The sequence below is a fragment of the Muriicola jejuensis genome, assembly GCF_010671595.1.
GTDB lineage: Bacteria > Bacteroidota > Bacteroidia > Flavobacteriales > Flavobacteriaceae > Muriicola > Muriicola jejuensis.
Map to the genome: position 1 here is coordinate 871,823 of NZ_JAABOP010000001.1, position 16,041 is coordinate 887,863.

A 16,041-nucleotide genomic window follows, 5' to 3' on the forward strand; every position below is an offset into this window, starting at 1 on the left:
CTGAAAAATGAAAACTTCTGAATTCCTTGAACTTCTCAGAGAACACTCCTCCAAAGCCCTGGTCTTTGAATACGGCAGCGGACAGCGAATTGGAGCCAATTACCACATCACGGAGGTAAAAAACATCAGCGTTGAATCCGTGGACTGCGGGGGGAGATCGGACTCGTGGCGGGAGACCGTCATACAACTCTGGGAGAACCCGGGTGAAGCGGATAAGCGAACGTACCTTTCCACCTATAAGGCCAGGGCTATCCTGGACAGGGTACATGCCTTAAAACCCATGGATACGGAGGCTGTCCTCAGGTTCGAGTACGGCAATTCCTCCTTCCATACCGCCCAGCTCTACGTAAAGGGCGCTAAAACTGATGGCAGAGAACTTACCTTCACCCTCCAAAGTGCTCCTACCCTATGTAAGGCGGAAGAAACATGTGGGGTGACTAAAGTAGAAGAACCTGCTGGTTCCGGATGTTGCGACCCTGCATCCGGCTGCTGTTAATACTCCCTGTCATGGAAATCAGAACTATGACCCCAACAGACTGGCCCGAGGTCGCCAGGATCTACGCCGAAGGCATAGCCACGGGATTTGCCACTTTTGAAAAGAACGTTCCCCCTTACGATCTGTGGGATAAGGCCCATATCCCCTCCTGCAGGCTCATTGCCTCTGAGGGAAAGACTGTTTGTGGATGGGCTGCGCTGTCGCCGGTTTCAGGCCGATGTGTTTATGGAGGGGTCGCCGAGGTGAGTGTGTATGTAGGGAAGGATCACAGAGGCAAGGGAATTGGAAAAAGGTTATTGGAATCCCTGATCGCAGAGAGTGAACGAGAAGGTTTTTGGACCCTTCAGTCGGGCATATTCCCCGAGAATGAAAGCAGCGTGCGTATCCATCTCGAATGCGGATTTAGAAAGATAGGGCACAGGGAACGCATCGGTAGACTGGACGGGGTTTGGAAAGACAACCTTATCTTTGAACGCAGAAGTCCGAAAGTGGGAGTAGAATAAAACTTCATACGAAACTATGTCACAAAAAAACATCCTCGTCCTTTGTACAGGGAATTCCTGCCGCAGCCAAATGGCTCACGGGTATCTGAAGGCCTTCCTGGGAGACCGGGCAGTGGTCTATAGTGCAGGTATAGAGACCCATGGTCTCAACCCGGGTGCGGTGGCTATCATGCAGGAAGACGGCATCGATATCTCCACCCATACCTCCAACCACGTCGATGAATACACAGGGGTTCCATGGGATTATATCCTGACCGTCTGTGACCATGCCCAGGAGAACTGTCCCTTTATCCCGGCTCCAAATGCCAGACGCCTGCACCACAACTTTTTCGATCCCTCCAAGGTCAGGGGAAGTGAGGAGGAACGGCACACGGCTTTTCTGAAGGCCAGGAATGAGATCCGGGAGTACTGCAGGGAGTTTGTAAAAAGTGAATTCTCCTAAGCGCCCCCGTTATTTTCTGCCAGTTTGCGCTCCAGTTCGGCCTGGAATTCTTCCATAACCGGTTTTACAGTGCTCTCGGGAAGGTCGGCTATGCGTATGTACATCAGCCCGTCCACAGCATTGTTGAAAAGAGGGTCCACATTGAAGGCGACCACCTTGGCGTTCTGCTTGATGTATTTCTTGATGAGTACTGGCAGGCGTAAGCTCCCCGGCTCCACTTCCTCTATGAGTCGGTCGAACTTGTTGAGGTCGGCCTCGGTCTCGTCAAAGACAAATTCCTTGTCTGCATCCTTGAGTTTTACCTTGAATTCCTTTTTGGGGTGGATATACTGTGCCACATAAGGGTCCCAGTAATTCGATTTCATAAACTCTATCATCAGCGATTTGGAGAAGTTCGAGAACTGGTTGCTGATGCTGACCCCCCCTATGAGGTATTTGTGTTCGGGATAACGCAGGGTCGTATGAACGATCCCCTTCCATAAAAGGAAGAGGGGCATGGGTTTTTGCTGGTATTCCTTGACGATATAGGCCCTGCCCATCTCAATGGACTGGGACATCATTCTGTAGAGCTCCGGTTCGAAGCCGAACAGGTCCTGCAGATAGAATCCATCTATACCGAACTCCGGGAAAATATGGGAACCAAGCCCCATCCTATAAGCTCCCACTATGCATTTATCCTCATCGTCCCAGAGGAAGAGATGGTGGTAATAATCATCAAAGCGGTCGAGGTCAATGGATTTATTGGTTCCCTCCCCTATCGCCCTGAAAGTGAGTTCCCGTTGCCTTCCGATCTCGTTCAGGATAAAGGGCATATCCTTTTTCTGGGCCAGGAATACCTCGTAGTTCTTGCTTTGCAACAACCTGCAGTCCTTTTCCCTCAGCTTTTCGATCTCCCCCTGTATGACCTCGGTCCGAACCGCGCTGGCAATTTTCCTTGGGGGCTTGGGGATCTTTAAACTCCCGGGAATCTGGTCTATCAGGCGTTCCTTTTCGTAGGCGTTGGCCAGAATGTAGGTCTTCCTCCTGAGGAGGTCTGTGAATTCTTCCAGGGATTCGTGTTCTTTCTGGGAGGTTACTGAGATCGGCTGTCCGATCCTCACCTTGATGGCCCTGTTCCTCTGAGTGGTCAGTTCCGAGGGTAGTTTGGCCGTCCTGAAAATATCGTTGATACGGGAGAGGCGGTAGAACAATGGGCTGTTCCTGGCGTGGAAGTAGATGGGCACCACCGGGACTTCTGCTTTTCGGATGAGCTTCAGGGCCGCTTCTTCCCAGGGTCTGTCCACAATGAGCTTTCCGTCCTTATAGGTAGATACCTCCCCCGCCGGAAAGATACCCAGGGGATGGCCTTCCCGCATGTGCTGCAGGGCGCTTTTAAAACCGGCTATACTGCTTTTGGCATCCTTACGGGTCTCGAAAGGGTTCACCGGAAGGATGAAAGGGGCCAGGGGCTCCACCCTGTGCAGGAGAAAGTTGGCGATGATCTTAAAATCCTCTCGGTGCTGCAGCAGCAGTTTGAGGAGAAGGATCCCGTCCACACCCCCCAGAGGATGGTTGCTGATGGTAATAAAGGCGCCTTCTTTGGGCAGGCGTTTGATGTCCTCTTCCGGGATCTCGAATTTGATCTCGTAGTGTTCGAGGATGGCATCTATAAAGGAGACCGCGTCCAGATGCTTGTGCTTGTCGTAAAAAGCATTCATGGAAGAAAGCTTTGTAATCTTCATCAACATCCAGCCCATAAAAGTCCCGAAAAAACCATAACGCTCGAGATTGATGGCCTTCGCTACTTCTTTGGCGGTCACTAAACCCATATGCAATACTGTGATTTAAGGGGTAAAGATAGGAAAATAGCCTTTCTCCCAAGGTAGGGAAAGGTGCAAATCCAGCCTATAGCCTTATTGTTTTACTACCAGTTGTACGGTCTCTTTCCCCCTTTGTTCGAGCAAAACCTCTTTCCCGTTCTGCAGGGACTCAATGGATTGTGCATCAAAATGCCTGATAGTGTAAAGGGATACGCCTTCGTGGCAAACCACTTTGAATTTTCCCTTGAGATGGTTCAGGAGTTCTTCGAGTCGGCCGAATTTATTGTCGACACAGACCGAAAAACTGATGGCTGAATTCTGAATCATGTCGACCTTCATCCGGTAATCGTGCAGGAGTTTGAACAGATCGCTGATGTTGTCCTCTACAATAAAGGAAAAGTCGAGGGAGGAAAGTTTCATCAGGACCTGGTTCTTCTTGACGATAAAGCAGGGTACCCTGGGATCTATCCCTTCTCCTTTCCCCACCGTGGTGCCCGGATCCTTTGGGTTCAAAAACGATTTCACATGAAGGGGGATCTCCTTCCTCTGCAAAGGTTGCAGGGTCTTTGGATGGATCACGGAGGCCCCGTAGAAAGCGAGTTCGATGGCTTCCCTGTAGGATATCTTGTTGAGCAGCTGTGATTTGTCGAAATACCTCGGGTCTGCATTAAGGACCCCCGGCACGTCCTTCCAGATGGTTACAGAATGGGCGTCCAGGCAATAGGCAAGGATGGCGGCGGTATAGTCAGACCCCTCCCTTCCGAGAGTGGTCGTGAAGTTGTTTTCGTCGCTTCCGATAAAGCCCTGGCTAACATAGAGTTTTCCTCTATCCAGGCCTTTTGAGACCTTTTCCTGTGTCTTCTTCCAGTCGATCCCCACATCCCGATACTTGTTGTCCGTCTTGATGTAATCCCTGATATCCAGCCAGGTATTCCTGACCCCCACCTCATTGAGATACGCACTCACAATGGTAGTGGAGATCAGCTCCCCATAACAGACCACCTGGTCGTATACGAAGTTGTACTTTGGGGATTTATTCCAGGCCAGGAAACCCTTGATCTCTTCGAACAGGGATTTTACATCCCGGTAGACCGGGTGCTTTTCGGATTTAAAAAGTCCGTCCAGGATCTGCCGGTGATAGTCACTTACCTCCTGAATGGCCCCAGGCAGGGCCGATTTATCCTTAAAATAGGCGTCGACCACCCCTTCCATGGCATTCGTAGTCTTCCCCATGGCCGAGATGACGAGAAAGGTATCTTCCGTGCCCGTTTCCCCCAGTACCTTCACCAGATTTCTGACCCCTTCGGCATCCTTTACCGAGGCCCCTCCAAATTTGAATATCCTCATGACTTGTTTAAGTATTTTTTGATTCCAGCCTCATCCAGCTGCACCACATCCCAGTCGCGCATCACCCTGGCACCCTTGCGTTCGTAAAAGGCAATGGCCGACTCATTCCAGTCCAGTACCTCCCAACTGATCCGTTTTACCCCTTGGTCATACCCGTATTTCACGACACGATCCAGGAGCGCATTGCCCAGACCTTTCCCTCTCATCTCCGCAGTGACGATGAGGTCTTCCAGATGCAATACCTTGCCCTTCCAGGTTGAATATCTGGGATAGACCAGGGCCATCCCGCGGATCGCACCGTCTACCTCCCCGACGAAACACTGAAAACTAGGGGAGCTGCCAAAGCCGTCCTCCACCAGGTCCTGTAAAGTGACGTCCACAGCATGGGGCTCTCTTTCGAAATGAGCAAGTTCCCTGATCAGGTCGAGGACAGCAGGCATGTCCGTTGCCCTCGCCTCCCGGATGACTATCTTCATAATTGTTACAAATAAAACACTAAGTTATAATTTTAAAAAACGATTGCCTTACGAAATCGTTTTAGTTTCACAAAATGTCCGATATTTGTGCGCAAATAACACAGCCCCAGAATGGACAAAAAGAACACCACCCTTGGAGAGTTCATCATTGAAAACCAATCTTCCTTCCAATACTCTTCCGGCGAGCTCTCCAAGCTCATAAACGCCATTCGCCTGGCGGCCAAGGTGGTCAATCACGAGGTGAACAAAGCGGGGCTCATCGACATCCTGGGGGCAGCCGGGGATACGAATATACAGGGGGAGGACCAGCAAAAACTGGACGTGCTGGCCAACGACCGTTTTATTCAAACTCTCAAGAACAGGGAGATCGTTTGCGGGATAGCCTCGGAAGAGGAAGACCACTTTATCAGCGTAAACAGCCACGACGAAAAACATCAGAACAAGTATGTGGTCCTGATCGATCCGCTGGACGGTTCCTCTAATATTGACGTGAATGTCTCCGTGGGTACGATCTTCTCGATCTACCGCAGGGTTACCCCCATCGGGAGTCCGGTGACCCTGGAAGACTTCCTTCAGCCGGGGATCAACCAGGTAGCCGCGGGCTATATCATCTATGGGACCTCCACCATGCTGGTCTACACCACCGGAGACGGCGTCAACGGGTTTACCCTGAATCCGGCCATTGGCACCTTCTACCTCTCCCATCCACGAATGGAATTTCCGGAAACCGGGAAGATCTATTCCGTCAACGAAGGGAACTATATCCATTTTCCCCAGGGAGTCAAGGACTATATCAAATACTGCCAGAGAGAGGAGGATGACCGTCCCTATACCTCCCGTTATATCGGGTCACTGGTCTCGGATTTCCACCGCAATATGATAAAGGGCGGGATCTATATCTATCCAAAGAGCAGTACGGCTTCAGAGGGTAAGCTCAGGCTTTTGTACGAGTGCAATCCCATGGCATTCCTGGCAGAGCAGGCCAGAGGGAAGGCCAGCGACGGTTTCAGGCGCATCATGGAAATTCAACCCACGGAGCTACACCAGCGGATCCCTTTCTTTTGCGGTAGCAGGAAGATGGTGGAAAAGGCCGAAGAATTTATGGCTGCACAAAAGTGAGGAGGGTCAGGAAACCTTAGTCCCTTTCGCGCTCCATCATGTATTTGTAATCCTCAAAGTCGAATTTACCCCTAAAAAGGATGATGGATTTGCGGATGACCTCGTCAGCTTTGGACGAAGAATACCCCAGAGCTAAGGCGTATTTTTTGATCAACCTCACCTCGTCCTCGTCTATTTGAGCGTCTGCAAAAATGATCTTAAAGAGATCGAAAAGCCTTTCCAGTCTTTTTTCAGATTCATAAGGAGCTTCAATCGGATATTTATTTCCCTTTTTCATGACCTCCTTGATCTCCTCTCCTGTGATATCGAGTTTCACAGCAAATTTGTCAATCACCTTTTGCTCCCTGGGGTTAATTTCACCATCCACTGCAGCCAGTGAGGCGATGGCCGCAAAATGCGCCAGATTGTTGCGCCTTTCGCTGTGGTCGTATAAATCTTTAATCGGCATAAGACATATAATTCTAGGCCTCAAAGATACTCCTTTTGGAGGGTAAATATTCAAATTTCACGGATGAAATTTATCCCTTATCATCCCATTCATCAGGTCATTCCTATCATATCCCGCTTCTCATTTGGTCCGGGAAAACCCTTCTATTCCCGAATACCTTCCAAGGAGTGGCAAGGATTATTTTGTAACTTGCCCCTGCTATGGAAAACCCGCTCTTGGCCTTCACCGATAAAGGCATCTACTGTGAGCAAGCCGGGGTCTACCTCGATCCCTGGAAGCCAGTAGATAAGGCCATCATATCCCACGGACATGCCGATCACAGCCGATGGGGCCACGGACGGTATATCACTCATGAACGTAATGTCCCCATCATTGAACACCGACTCGGAAACATTCACAGTACGGGGGTTTCCTGGGGGGAATCCTTTACGGTGAACGGGGTCCGTTTCAGCCTCCATCCGGCCGGGCATATTCCCGGATCCTCCCAGATCCGCGTGGAATACAAAGGGGAGGTCTGGGTCTTTTCCGGGGATTACAAGACCGGGGATGACGGACTTTCCACCCCTTATGAACCGGTTCGCTGCCACGCCTTTATCACCGAATGCACCTTCGGATTGCCAGCCTTCAAATGGAGACCACAGGAGGAAGTCTTTAGGGATATCAACGAATGGTGGGCCGAGAACAGATCGGAAGGAAAGACTTCCATTCTTTTCGGATATAGCCTTGGCAAGGCACAACGCCTGCTGAAGCACCTGGACACTTCCATTGGTAAGGTCTACACCCATGCCGCGATCGAAAATATGAACGAGGTGATCCGGACCTTCCTCCCCTTACCCGAAACCAGCCGTATCACTAAAGAAACCCAAAGGGATGAACTCAGAGGACACCTGGTTTTAGCGCCTCCCAGTGCCCATGGCAGCCCTTGGCTGCGCAAAATGGTCCCCTATGAAACCGCGACCGCCAGCGGGTGGATGGCCTTTCGGGGAGCCAGGAGGAGGAGGGCCGTAGACAGGGGGTTTGTACTAAGCGACCACTGTGACTGGGCTGGGCTTCTGGAAAGCATAGAGGCCACCGGAGCTACCCGCGTTATTTGTACCCATGGCTATTCGGATATCTTCTCCCGATTCCTCAGGGAAAAAGGGCTGGACGCACGAACCGAGGAGACCCAGTACGAAGGGGAACTGGCTGAAATGAACTCCACGGAGGGAGCCGAGATCACGTGATTGCTTATGAAGGACTTTGCCCAACTCATCCGGAAACTCGACAGTACCAACAAGACCTCCGTTAAGGTAAAGGCCCTCGCCTCCTATTTTAACCTGGCCTCCGATCGGGACAAGGTATGGACCATCGCCATCCTATCGCACAGGCGACCTTCCAGGCCTGTGAACACAACCCTGCTAAGGCAGTGGGCGTCCGAAGTGGCCGGGGTCCCGCACTGGTTATTTGAGGAAAGTTACCACATCGTGGGCGACCTCGCTGAGACCATTGCCCTGGTGGTTTCCGGCAAGAAGGAAATTGACAAGCCACTCGCTCAGGTATTGGATGAACTCATCCCCTTAAAAAAGAGATCAGAAGAAGAGAAAAAGAACTATGTGGTTGAGCATTGGCTTGGATTCTCTTTTTACGAGCGTTTCGTGTTCACCAAACTCATTACGGGCGGTTTCAGGATAGGGATCAGCCAGAAACTCATGACCCGTTCCCTGTCACTGGCAACCGGTATCGATGAGGATATCCTCGCCTATAAGCTCATGGGCGACTGGGATCCCAACACCATCAGCTTCCAGGAACTGGTCCTCGAAAAAAACAAAACGGACCTGCTGTCAAAGCCCTATCCGTTTTATCTCGCATATGCCCTTGAAGATGAACCGGAAAACCTGGGTGACCCATCCGAATGGCTGGCAGAACACAAATGGGATGGGATAAGGTCACAGGTGATCTTCAGGAATGATGAGGTCTTCGTATGGAGCAGAGGGGAAGAACTCGTTACGGACAAATACCCGGAGTTCTCCCTTCTGCTGGAACACATCCCAAACGGGACCGTGATCGACGGGGAGATCCTCCCTTATCCCAAAAACAGCATCGGAACGTTTAACGATCTGCAAAAACGCATCGGACGTAAAACAGTTTCCAAGGCCCTTCTCAAAAAAATACCTGTTATCCTGATGGCCTATGACCTCTTGGAATGGGAGGGAGTCGACTTGAGGGAACAGCCTTTCGAAGAGAGGCGCAAAAAACTGGAAGTATTAGCAGAACCCCTGGTTCCCGATTCATCCATACCTCTCTATCTCTCCGGGACCATGGGCTTTGAACATTGGTCCGATTTTGCCGCTGAAAGGGACAGGGCCAGGGAGAAAAAAAGCGAAGGGCTCATGCTGAAGCGCAAGGACTCGCCCTATAGGGTAGGCCGTAAGAAGGGGGACTGGTGGAAGTGGAAAGTGGACCCGCTTACCATTGATGCCGTCCTGACCTATGCCATGAGGGGACATGGCAGAAGGAGCAATCTGTTTACCGACTACACCTTTGGCCTCTGGAATACGACCGAGGACGGGGAGCGCGAACTGGTAACCTTCGCCAAGGCCTACTCCGGACTTACCGATGCCGAATTCAGAAAAGTGGATGCCTGGATCAAGAAGAATACCCTGGAGCGGTTCGGGCCGGTGAGAAGCGTAACCCCCTACCATGTGTTCGAGATCGCCTTTGAGGGTCTGGCCCCTTCTGGAAGGCACAAAAGTGGTGTCGCTACCCGGTTCCCCCGTATCCTCCGATGGCGGACTGACAAAAGCATTGAAGAGGCCAATACCCTGGACGATCTCAAAAAACTCATTCCCTGAGATCCCGATATGAAAAAGATCCCTTCATTCTCAATAGCCGAGTCCTGGTTCCGCGAACAGGGGTGGACCCCATTCCCTTTCCAGAAAGAGACCTGGAAAGCCTACCTCGAAGGAAAGAATGGATTGCTGAACGCCCCTACCGGGAGCGGAAAGACCTATGCGCTGTGGTTCCCCATTGTCCTGGATTACATTCGGGAAAACCCGGATTACCTCAAAAAGCATCCCAAAGGCCTGAAAGCCGTTTGGATCACGCCCTTGCGCGCACTTTCCCAGGAGATCAGGCAGTCAGCAGAACGCATCATAAATGATCTTGGCCTGCCCCTTTCGGTAGGCATAAGGACAGGGGACACTTCAACCAGGGAGCGCAGTGCCCAGCGCAAATCTATGCCCGACCTGCTGATCACCACCCCCGAGAGCTTGCAACTCCTGCTCGCCTCAAAGGGATACCACAAGACCTTTTGGGACTGCCGTGCAATAGTCGTGGATGAATGGCACGAACTGCTGGGGACGAAAAGAGGGGTTCAGATGGAACTCGCCCTGTCCAGATTAAAGACCCTCTCCCCTAAATTGCGTATTTGGGGAATCTCAGCCACCATAGGGAACCTGGAACAGGCAAGGCAGGTCCTTTTGGGTCCGGAAAGCAACGCCTATAACAATTCCGTCCTTATCCGGGCGAGCCTCGATAAGAAAATACGGGTGGTCAGCATCATTCCCGAAGAGATCGAGACCTTTCCCTGGAGGGGGCATTTGGGGCTCAGGCTCCTGGACAGTGTGATCCCCATCATAAGGGAAAGCAAGACCACCCTGATCTTCACCAATACCCGCAGCCAGTGCGAGATCTGGTACCAGAAGATCCTGGAACGTTATCCTGAACTCGCCGGGGAAATGGCCATGCACCATGGCAGCATCAACAAGGACACCCGGATCTGGGTAGAGGAAGCCATCCGGAACGAAGAACTCAAGGCCGTGGTCTGCACCTCCAGCCTGGACCTGGGGGTCGACTTTGCCCCCGTGGAAACCGTCATACAGATCGGAGGGCCAAAAGGAGTGGCCCGATTCATGCAGCGTGCAGGCCGCAGTGGGCATCGGCCGGGGAAAGAAAGCGTGATCTACTTCCTGCCTACACATGCCATAGAACTGGTGGAGGCCTCTGCCCTGGAGCAGGCTGTGGCCAAAAACGCAGTGGAAGACCGTATCCCCTATCTGAGTAGTTATGATGTTTTGGTGCAATATCTAACCACCCTGGCCGTGTCAGAAGGGTTCTTCCCTTCGGAGATCTACCGGGAGGTAAAAAGCACTTTCTGTTACCAGGGGATCACGGAGGACGAATGGCGCTGGTTGCTGAATTTCCTGGTCATGGGTAGCCAGAGCCTGCAGAGGTACGACGAATACAAGAAGGTGGAGGCAGATCCCGATGGCAGGCTGGTGGTGAACAACAGGGGGATAGCCATGAGACACAGATTCCAGATCGGTACGATCGTGGGCGACGCCCACCTTACGGTCCGATATCAGAAAGGCGGGTACATAGGTTCCATAGAAGAGTACTTTATCTCCAAACTCACCCCTGGGGATGTATTCACTTTTGCGGGCAGGAATCTGGAATTCATCCGGATCAAGGATATGCAGGCCCTTGTGAGGAATTCCAATAAAAAAACGAACAAGGTACCCAGTTGGATGGGAGGCAGGCTAACCCTGTCGGCACAAATGTCCCAATTGCTTAGGGAAGAGCTTTATTCAGCAAACCTCCCCCCTGCTGAACAATCCGAAGCGATCCGCTGCCTGGCCCCAATCTTCCGCCGGCAGGAGCAGGAAAGCCTCGTTCCGGGCCCAGGGACCTTCCTTATAGAGACCTTTAAGACCAGGGATGGATACCACCATATTTTCTATCCCTTTGAAGGCAGGTTCGTTCACGAAGCCATGGGTAGTCTTTTGGGGTATCGGGTGAGCCTTCTTTCGCCCATCACCTTTTCCCTGGCCTTCAACGACTATGGCTTCGAATTGCTCTCGGACCAGGAGATCGATATACAGGCCATCATCGACAATGATCTTTTCAGCACGGCATATTTACTGGACGACCTGCAAAAAAGCCTGAATTCCACCGAAATGGCCAGACGAAAATTCAGAGACATCGCCGTAATCAGCGGTATGGTCTTCACCGGCTATCCGGAGAAGGGCGTAAAGATGAAGCATCTGCAAAGCAGTTCCCAACTCCTGTTCGAGGTTTTTAAGGACTACGAACCGGACAACCTGTTGTACTTACAGGCCTATCGGGAAACCTTTGAGCACCAGCTGGAAGAAGGAAGGCTCCGCCTCGCCCTGGAACGCATAGGCAGGCAGGAGATCGTCTGGAAACCCTGCAGTAAGCCCACCCCTTTTTCCTTCCCTATCATCACAGACCGGTTGAGGGAAAAGATGTCGAGCGAAAAGCTGGCAGACCGGATTAAAAAAATGACCGCCCTCCTGATGAAATAGGCTTTCCCAGAAGAGCTTTCTTCTTACCTTTGAGGACATGACGACCCAGACCCTCATCATAGCTGACCAGCATTTAGAATTGCATCCCTCGGGAGTGATCTACTGGCGCGAAGAGGCCACCCTGCTCATCAGCGACCTCCACCTGGGGAAGGTCACCCACTTCAGAAAGTACGGTGCTGCCGTACCCCAGAAGGCCATTGAACAGAATTTCGAAGTGCTGGAACAAAACCTCCACTATTTCAGGCCCAGAAAGATCTGTTTCCTGGGTGATCTCTTTCACTCCAGCATGAACAGCGAATGGCATCGTTTCGAGGAATGGGTAAAAAAGACAGAGGCGGAATTTCTCCTGATTTCCGGGAATCACGACATCATATCCCCCCTGAAGTACGAAGCCCTGGGCATCACCCAGGTCCCCGAACTAGTGTGGGGGCCCTTTTTACTGACCCATTTTCCGGAAGAACGGGCAGGCTACTTTAATCTCTCAGGGCATATACACCCCGCTGTAAGGCTAAGGGGCCATGGACGTCAGTCCCTCAGGTTGCCGTGTTTCTTCAAGAACAAGCACCAGCTCATCCTGCCTGCCTTCGGCGCTTTTACAGGTTCTCATGTCCTGGAAAAAAGTGAGGAGGACGAAGTCTACGCCATAGCAGATGCTGCAGTGATAAAAATATAGACCTCCTTTGCAGGGGCCGACCCTGGGGCTTATCTTTGCACAAAAATTGCAGGTGGCGAAACACACCATCCCTCCTATCTACGCACAGTCTCCCCAACTAGGGAAACTGGGGAAAGCTATTGCCCAATCCGAACAAACCACCCTCCTCAACGGCCTTGTAGGATCCGCTAAATCCTTTGTGGTAGCCGAGGCCTTCAGGACATCAGACCATCCCTTTCTCTGGGTCCTCCGTGACAAGGAGGAAGCTGCCTACTGCCTGAATGATCTCGAACAGCTCATAGGAGATGAAGAAGTACTCTTTTACCCAGGAAGCTACCGGAGGCCATACCAGATCGAGGAGACCGACAACGCCAACGTCCTGCTGAGGGCGGAAGTACTCAACCGCATCAATTCGAGAAAGAAACCGGCCATCATCGTTACCTATCCGGATGCCCTCTTTGAGAAGGTGGTCACTCGCCAGGAGCTCGATCGCAATACACAAAAAATCAGGGTGGGCGATTCCCTTTCCCTGGATTTTCTCAATGAGGTCCTTTTTGAATACCAGTTCCACCGGGTGGATTTCGTCACCGAACCCGGGGAGTTTGCCGTTCGGGGAGGTATCCTGGACGTCTTCTCCTTTTCCCACGATCAACCCTACCGCATCGAGTTCTTCGGGAATGAAATAGACAGCATCCGCACCTTTGATGTAGAGACCCAGCTCTCGGTTGAGCCGGTGAAAAAGATTGCCATAATTCCCAACGTGGAGAACAAGTTCACCAGGGAATCCAGGGAAAGCTTTCTAAAATATATCAACCGGAATACAACGGTCTTCGTAAGTGATATGGAAGTGCTGCACGAGCGGATCACCTCCTTTTTTGAAAAGGCTAAAGAGGCCTTTGCACAACTTTCTGAGGAGATAAAGCATCAGCATCCGGAGGAATTATTTATCAGCGCCGACACACTTGAAGCGGAACTCGGGCAGTTCCCGTTGGTCACTTTCAAGGGGGTGTCCGATACTGACAATGCTGAAGAGATCCTTTTTAATACAAGGCCTCAACCGGTCTTCAACAAGAAATTCGACCTCCTGCTGGAGAACCTGAACGAGAACGAGCGTCTCGGGTACCGCAACTACATCTTTTGTTCCTCCGAACAGCAGGCACAGAGGTTTCACGACATCTTTGACCAGATCGGGAAGACCGTACACTATCAAACCCTGGTCATCCCCATCCATGATGGGTTTATAGATGAAGACCTGAAGGTTGCCTGTTACACGGACCACCAGATCTTTGAGCGCTACCACAAATTCCAGATCAAGAACGGATACGCCAAAAAACAGGCCATCAGCCTCAAGGAACTCAATAAGCTGACTGTAGGGGATTATGTCACCCATATCGATCACGGGATTGGAAAGTTCGGGGGACTAAAGAAAATTGACGTAGAAGGGAAGACCCAGGAAGCCATCAAACTGATGTACGGAGAAAGGGATATCCTCTATGTCAGTATCCACTCCCTGCACAAGATCTCAAAATACAACGGAAAGGATGGAACGGTCCCGAAGATCTACAAACTGGGGTCGGCCGCCTGGAAAAAACTCAAACAAAAGACCAAGTCGAGGGTAAAGAAGATCGCGTTCGACCTCATCAGCGTGTATGCGAAAAGGAGGCTCGACAAGGGTTATGCCTACGGACCTGACAGTTACCTGCAACACGAGCTGGAGGCCTCCTTCCTCTATGAGGATACCCCGGACCAGGTGACCGCCACCCAGGACATCAAAAAGGACATGGAACGGGAGCGGCCTATGGACCGACTCATTTGCGGGGATGTGGGGTTTGGCAAAACAGAGGTCGCCATTCGGGCGGCGTTTAAGGCCGTGGACAACGGGAAACAGGTAGCCGTACTGGTGCCTACCACCATCCTGGCTTTTCAGCATTTCCGGACCTTTACAGAACGACTCAGCGATATGCCGGTCAGGGTGGATTACCTTAACCGCTTCCGCACCTCCAGGGAAAAGAAAGAGACCCTTACAGCCCTGGCCGAAGGGAAGGTCGACATCCTTATCGGGACGCACCAGCTGGTCAACAAGAACGTGGTATTTAAGGACCTGGGGCTTCTCATCGTGGATGAGGAACAAAAATTCGGCGTGGCTGTCAAGGATAAACTTAAGGCCATCAAGGAAAACGTGGATGTACTCACTCTTACGGCCACCCCCATTCCCAGGACATTACAGTTCAGCCTGATGGCCGCCCGCGACCTGTCGGTGATCACCACCCCTCCCCCGAACAGATATCCCATCGAAAGCCATGTGATCCGATTGAACGAGGCATCTATCAGGGATGCCATTTCCTATGAACTCCAGAGGGGCGGCCAGGTGTTCTTTATACACAACCGGATCCAAAATATCAAAGAAGTAGCCGGTATGCTGCAGAGGCTGGTGCCGGATGCCAGGATACGGGTAGGACACGGGCAGATGGAAGGCAAAAAACTCGAGAACCTGATGCTCAGTTTTATGAACGGGGAATTTGACGTTCTGGTCTCTACCACCATTGTGGAAAGCGGCCTGGATGTCACCAATGCCAATACCATTTTTATAAACAACGCCCATAATTTCGGGTTGAGTGATCTTCACCAGATGAGAGGTCGGGTAGGACGAAGCAATAAAAAGGCCTTTTGTTATTTCATCACCCCTACATACGACGCCATGACGCCCGAAGCCCGCAAGCGCATTCAGGCACTGGAAGAATTCACGGAACTGGGTAGCGGTTTCAACATAGCGATGAAGGACCTCGAGATTCGAGGGGCGGGCGACCTGTTGGGTGGGGAGCAAAGCGGTTTCATCAACGAGATCGGTTTTGAGACCTATCAGAAGATCCTGGCTGAAGCCGTAGAGGAGCTCAAGGAGAATGAATTCAGGGACCTTTATGAAGAAGAGGGGGTAGAGCGGTCTTATGCGAAAGAAACGCAGATCGATTCGGATTTCGAACTGCTCTTCCCTGACGATTACGTGAACAACGTCACCGAAAGACTGACCCTGTATACCGACCTAAACGAGCTGAAGAACGAAAATGAACTGCAGGAATATCAACGGCAGCTCCGGGACCGGTTCGGACCCCTGCCGGAACCCGTGTCCGATTTGTTAAACTCGGTGCGCATTAAGTGGCTGGCCAGTAAGATAGGGCTGGAAAAAGTAGTGATGAAGAAAGGCAAGTTCCTGGGGTATTTCGTTGGGGACCAGCAATCTACTTTCTATCAGAGCAGGGTATTTACGGACCTGCTCCAATACGTACAAAAACATCCAGGTCTGTGTCGAGTCAAGGAAAAACAAACTCGTAACGGGTTGAGACTGCTCCTGACCTTTGACAAGATCCACTCGACGGCCGAGGCACTGGAAGCACTAAGTTCCCTGGTAGGAGAATCTTTGGAGGCCTCCCAGGAGGTCAACTGATGAACCACATCTCA

General features: G+C 51.5%; 13 protein-coding genes. 9 read left to right on the forward strand and 4 right to left on the reverse strand.

Going from position 1 to position 16,041, the window contains the following annotated elements:
- The first annotated feature begins 7 nt into the window (after positions 1-7).
- Genes GWK09_RS03955 through GWK09_RS03965 form a run of 3 tightly spaced genes read left to right on the forward strand, consistent with a single transcriptional unit; the run spans position 8 to position 1,441 of the window.
- Positions 8-496 carry a DUF6428 family protein gene (locus GWK09_RS03955; RefSeq protein ID WP_163691699.1) on the forward strand — a complete coding sequence of 163 codons (489 nt, stop codon included), beginning with the start codon at positions 8-10 and terminating at the stop codon, positions 494-496.
- Between the two features lie 11 nt (positions 497-507).
- A complete protein-coding gene (locus GWK09_RS03960) occupies positions 508-999 on the forward strand; it encodes a GNAT family N-acetyltransferase (protein WP_163691700.1) in 492 nt (163 codons plus the stop codon).
- 16 nt (positions 1,000-1,015) lie between these two features.
- Entirely contained in the window at positions 1,016-1,441 is a 426-nt protein-coding gene (locus GWK09_RS03965) for an arsenate reductase ArsC (RefSeq protein WP_163691701.1), read from the forward strand.
- Here the strand turns inward: GWK09_RS03965 and GWK09_RS03970 are convergent.
- From GWK09_RS03970 to GWK09_RS03980, 3 genes are all read right to left on the reverse strand, one after another.
- Positions 1,438-3,249 (reverse strand): GNAT family N-acyltransferase, encoded by a 1,812-nt coding sequence (locus tag GWK09_RS03970; RefSeq protein WP_163691702.1) that lies wholly within the window; start codon positions 3,247-3,249, stop codon positions 1,438-1,440. The two genes, GWK09_RS03965 and GWK09_RS03970, sit on opposite strands and share 4 nt — an antisense overlap.
- 84 nt (positions 3,250-3,333) lie before the next feature.
- Positions 3,334-4,587: an aspartate kinase gene (locus GWK09_RS03975; RefSeq protein WP_163691703.1), complete on the reverse strand. Its 1,254-nt coding sequence runs from the start codon at positions 4,585-4,587 to the stop codon at positions 3,334-3,336.
- Positions 4,584-5,063, reverse strand: coding sequence for a GNAT family N-acetyltransferase (locus GWK09_RS03980; RefSeq protein ID WP_163691704.1), 480 nt, complete (start codon positions 5,061-5,063; stop codon positions 4,584-4,586). Before GWK09_RS03980 ends, GWK09_RS03975 begins: the two co-directional genes overlap by 4 nt.
- Before the next feature lie 111 nt (positions 5,064-5,174).
- On the opposite strand from GWK09_RS03980, the gene fbp reads away from it, so the two are divergent.
- Positions 5,175-6,182 (forward strand): class 1 fructose-bisphosphatase, encoded by a 1,008-nt coding sequence (fbp, locus tag GWK09_RS03985; RefSeq protein ID WP_163691705.1) that lies wholly within the window; start codon positions 5,175-5,177, stop codon positions 6,180-6,182.
- Between the two features lie 16 nt (positions 6,183-6,198).
- Here fbp and GWK09_RS03990 read toward each other — a convergent pair whose 3' ends face one another.
- Positions 6,199-6,630 (reverse strand): tellurite resistance TerB family protein, encoded by a 432-nt coding sequence (locus GWK09_RS03990; RefSeq protein WP_163691706.1) that lies wholly within the window; start codon positions 6,628-6,630, stop codon positions 6,199-6,201.
- 200 nt (positions 6,631-6,830) lie between these two features.
- On the opposite strand from GWK09_RS03990, the gene GWK09_RS03995 reads away from it, so the two are divergent.
- From GWK09_RS03995 to mfd, 5 genes are read left to right on the forward strand one after another with little or no spacing between them, the layout of a single operon-like run.
- On the forward strand, positions 6,831-7,853 hold the full coding sequence (locus tag GWK09_RS03995) for a ligase-associated DNA damage response exonuclease (protein ID WP_163691707.1): 1,023 nt from the start codon (positions 6,831-6,833) through the stop codon (positions 7,851-7,853).
- Between the two features lie 6 nt (positions 7,854-7,859).
- Complete coding sequence (locus GWK09_RS04000; protein ID WP_163691708.1) at positions 7,860-9,461, forward strand: ATP-dependent DNA ligase; 1,602 nt, start codon at positions 7,860-7,862, stop codon at positions 9,459-9,461.
- A 9-nt stretch (positions 9,462-9,470) separates the two neighbouring features.
- Positions 9,471-11,933 (forward strand): ligase-associated DNA damage response DEXH box helicase, encoded by a 2,463-nt coding sequence (locus GWK09_RS04005; RefSeq protein WP_163691709.1) that lies wholly within the window; start codon positions 9,471-9,473, stop codon positions 11,931-11,933.
- A 37-nt stretch (positions 11,934-11,970) separates the two neighbouring features.
- Positions 11,971-12,606 carry a ligase-associated DNA damage response endonuclease PdeM gene (pdeM, locus tag GWK09_RS04010; RefSeq protein ID WP_163691710.1) on the forward strand — a complete coding sequence of 212 codons (636 nt, stop codon included), beginning with the start codon at positions 11,971-11,973 and terminating at the stop codon, positions 12,604-12,606.
- Positions 12,607-12,658: 52 nt separating this feature from the next.
- Positions 12,659-16,027, forward strand: coding sequence for a transcription-repair coupling factor (mfd, locus tag GWK09_RS04015; RefSeq protein WP_163691711.1), 3,369 nt, complete (start codon positions 12,659-12,661; stop codon positions 16,025-16,027).
- Positions 16,028-16,041 lie beyond the last annotated feature (14 nt).

Excerpts from the sequence above, each read along its gene's own strand:
- GWK09_RS03955 (WP_163691699.1), top strand. The coding sequence starts at position 8 with ATGAAAACTTCTGAATTCCTTGAACTTCTCAGAGAACACTCCTCCAAA.
- GWK09_RS03960 (WP_163691700.1), top strand. The coding sequence starts at position 508 with ATGGAAATCAGAACTATGACCCCAACAGACTGGCCCGAGGTCGCCAGG.
- GWK09_RS03965 (WP_163691701.1), top strand. The coding sequence starts at position 1,016 with ATGTCACAAAAAAACATCCTCGTCCTTTGTACAGGGAATTCCTGCCGC.
- GWK09_RS03970 (WP_163691702.1), bottom strand. The coding sequence starts at position 3,249 with ATGGGTTTAGTGACCGCCAAAGAAGTAGCGAAGGCCATCAATCTCGAG.
- GWK09_RS03975 (WP_163691703.1), bottom strand. The coding sequence starts at position 4,587 with ATGAGGATATTCAAATTTGGAGGGGCCTCGGTAAAGGATGCCGAAGGG.
- GWK09_RS03980 (WP_163691704.1), bottom strand. The coding sequence starts at position 5,063 with ATGAAGATAGTCATCCGGGAGGCGAGGGCAACGGACATGCCTGCTGTC.
- fbp (WP_163691705.1), top strand. The coding sequence starts at position 5,175 with ATGGACAAAAAGAACACCACCCTTGGAGAGTTCATCATTGAAAACCAA.
- GWK09_RS03990 (WP_163691706.1), bottom strand. The coding sequence starts at position 6,630 with ATGCCGATTAAAGATTTATACGACCACAGCGAAAGGCGCAACAATCTG.
- GWK09_RS03995 (WP_163691707.1), top strand. The coding sequence starts at position 6,831 with ATGGAAAACCCGCTCTTGGCCTTCACCGATAAAGGCATCTACTGTGAG.
- GWK09_RS04000 (WP_163691708.1), top strand. The coding sequence starts at position 7,860 with ATGAAGGACTTTGCCCAACTCATCCGGAAACTCGACAGTACCAACAAG.
- GWK09_RS04005 (WP_163691709.1), top strand. The coding sequence starts at position 9,471 with ATGAAAAAGATCCCTTCATTCTCAATAGCCGAGTCCTGGTTCCGCGAA.
- pdeM (WP_163691710.1), top strand. The coding sequence starts at position 11,971 with ATGACGACCCAGACCCTCATCATAGCTGACCAGCATTTAGAATTGCAT.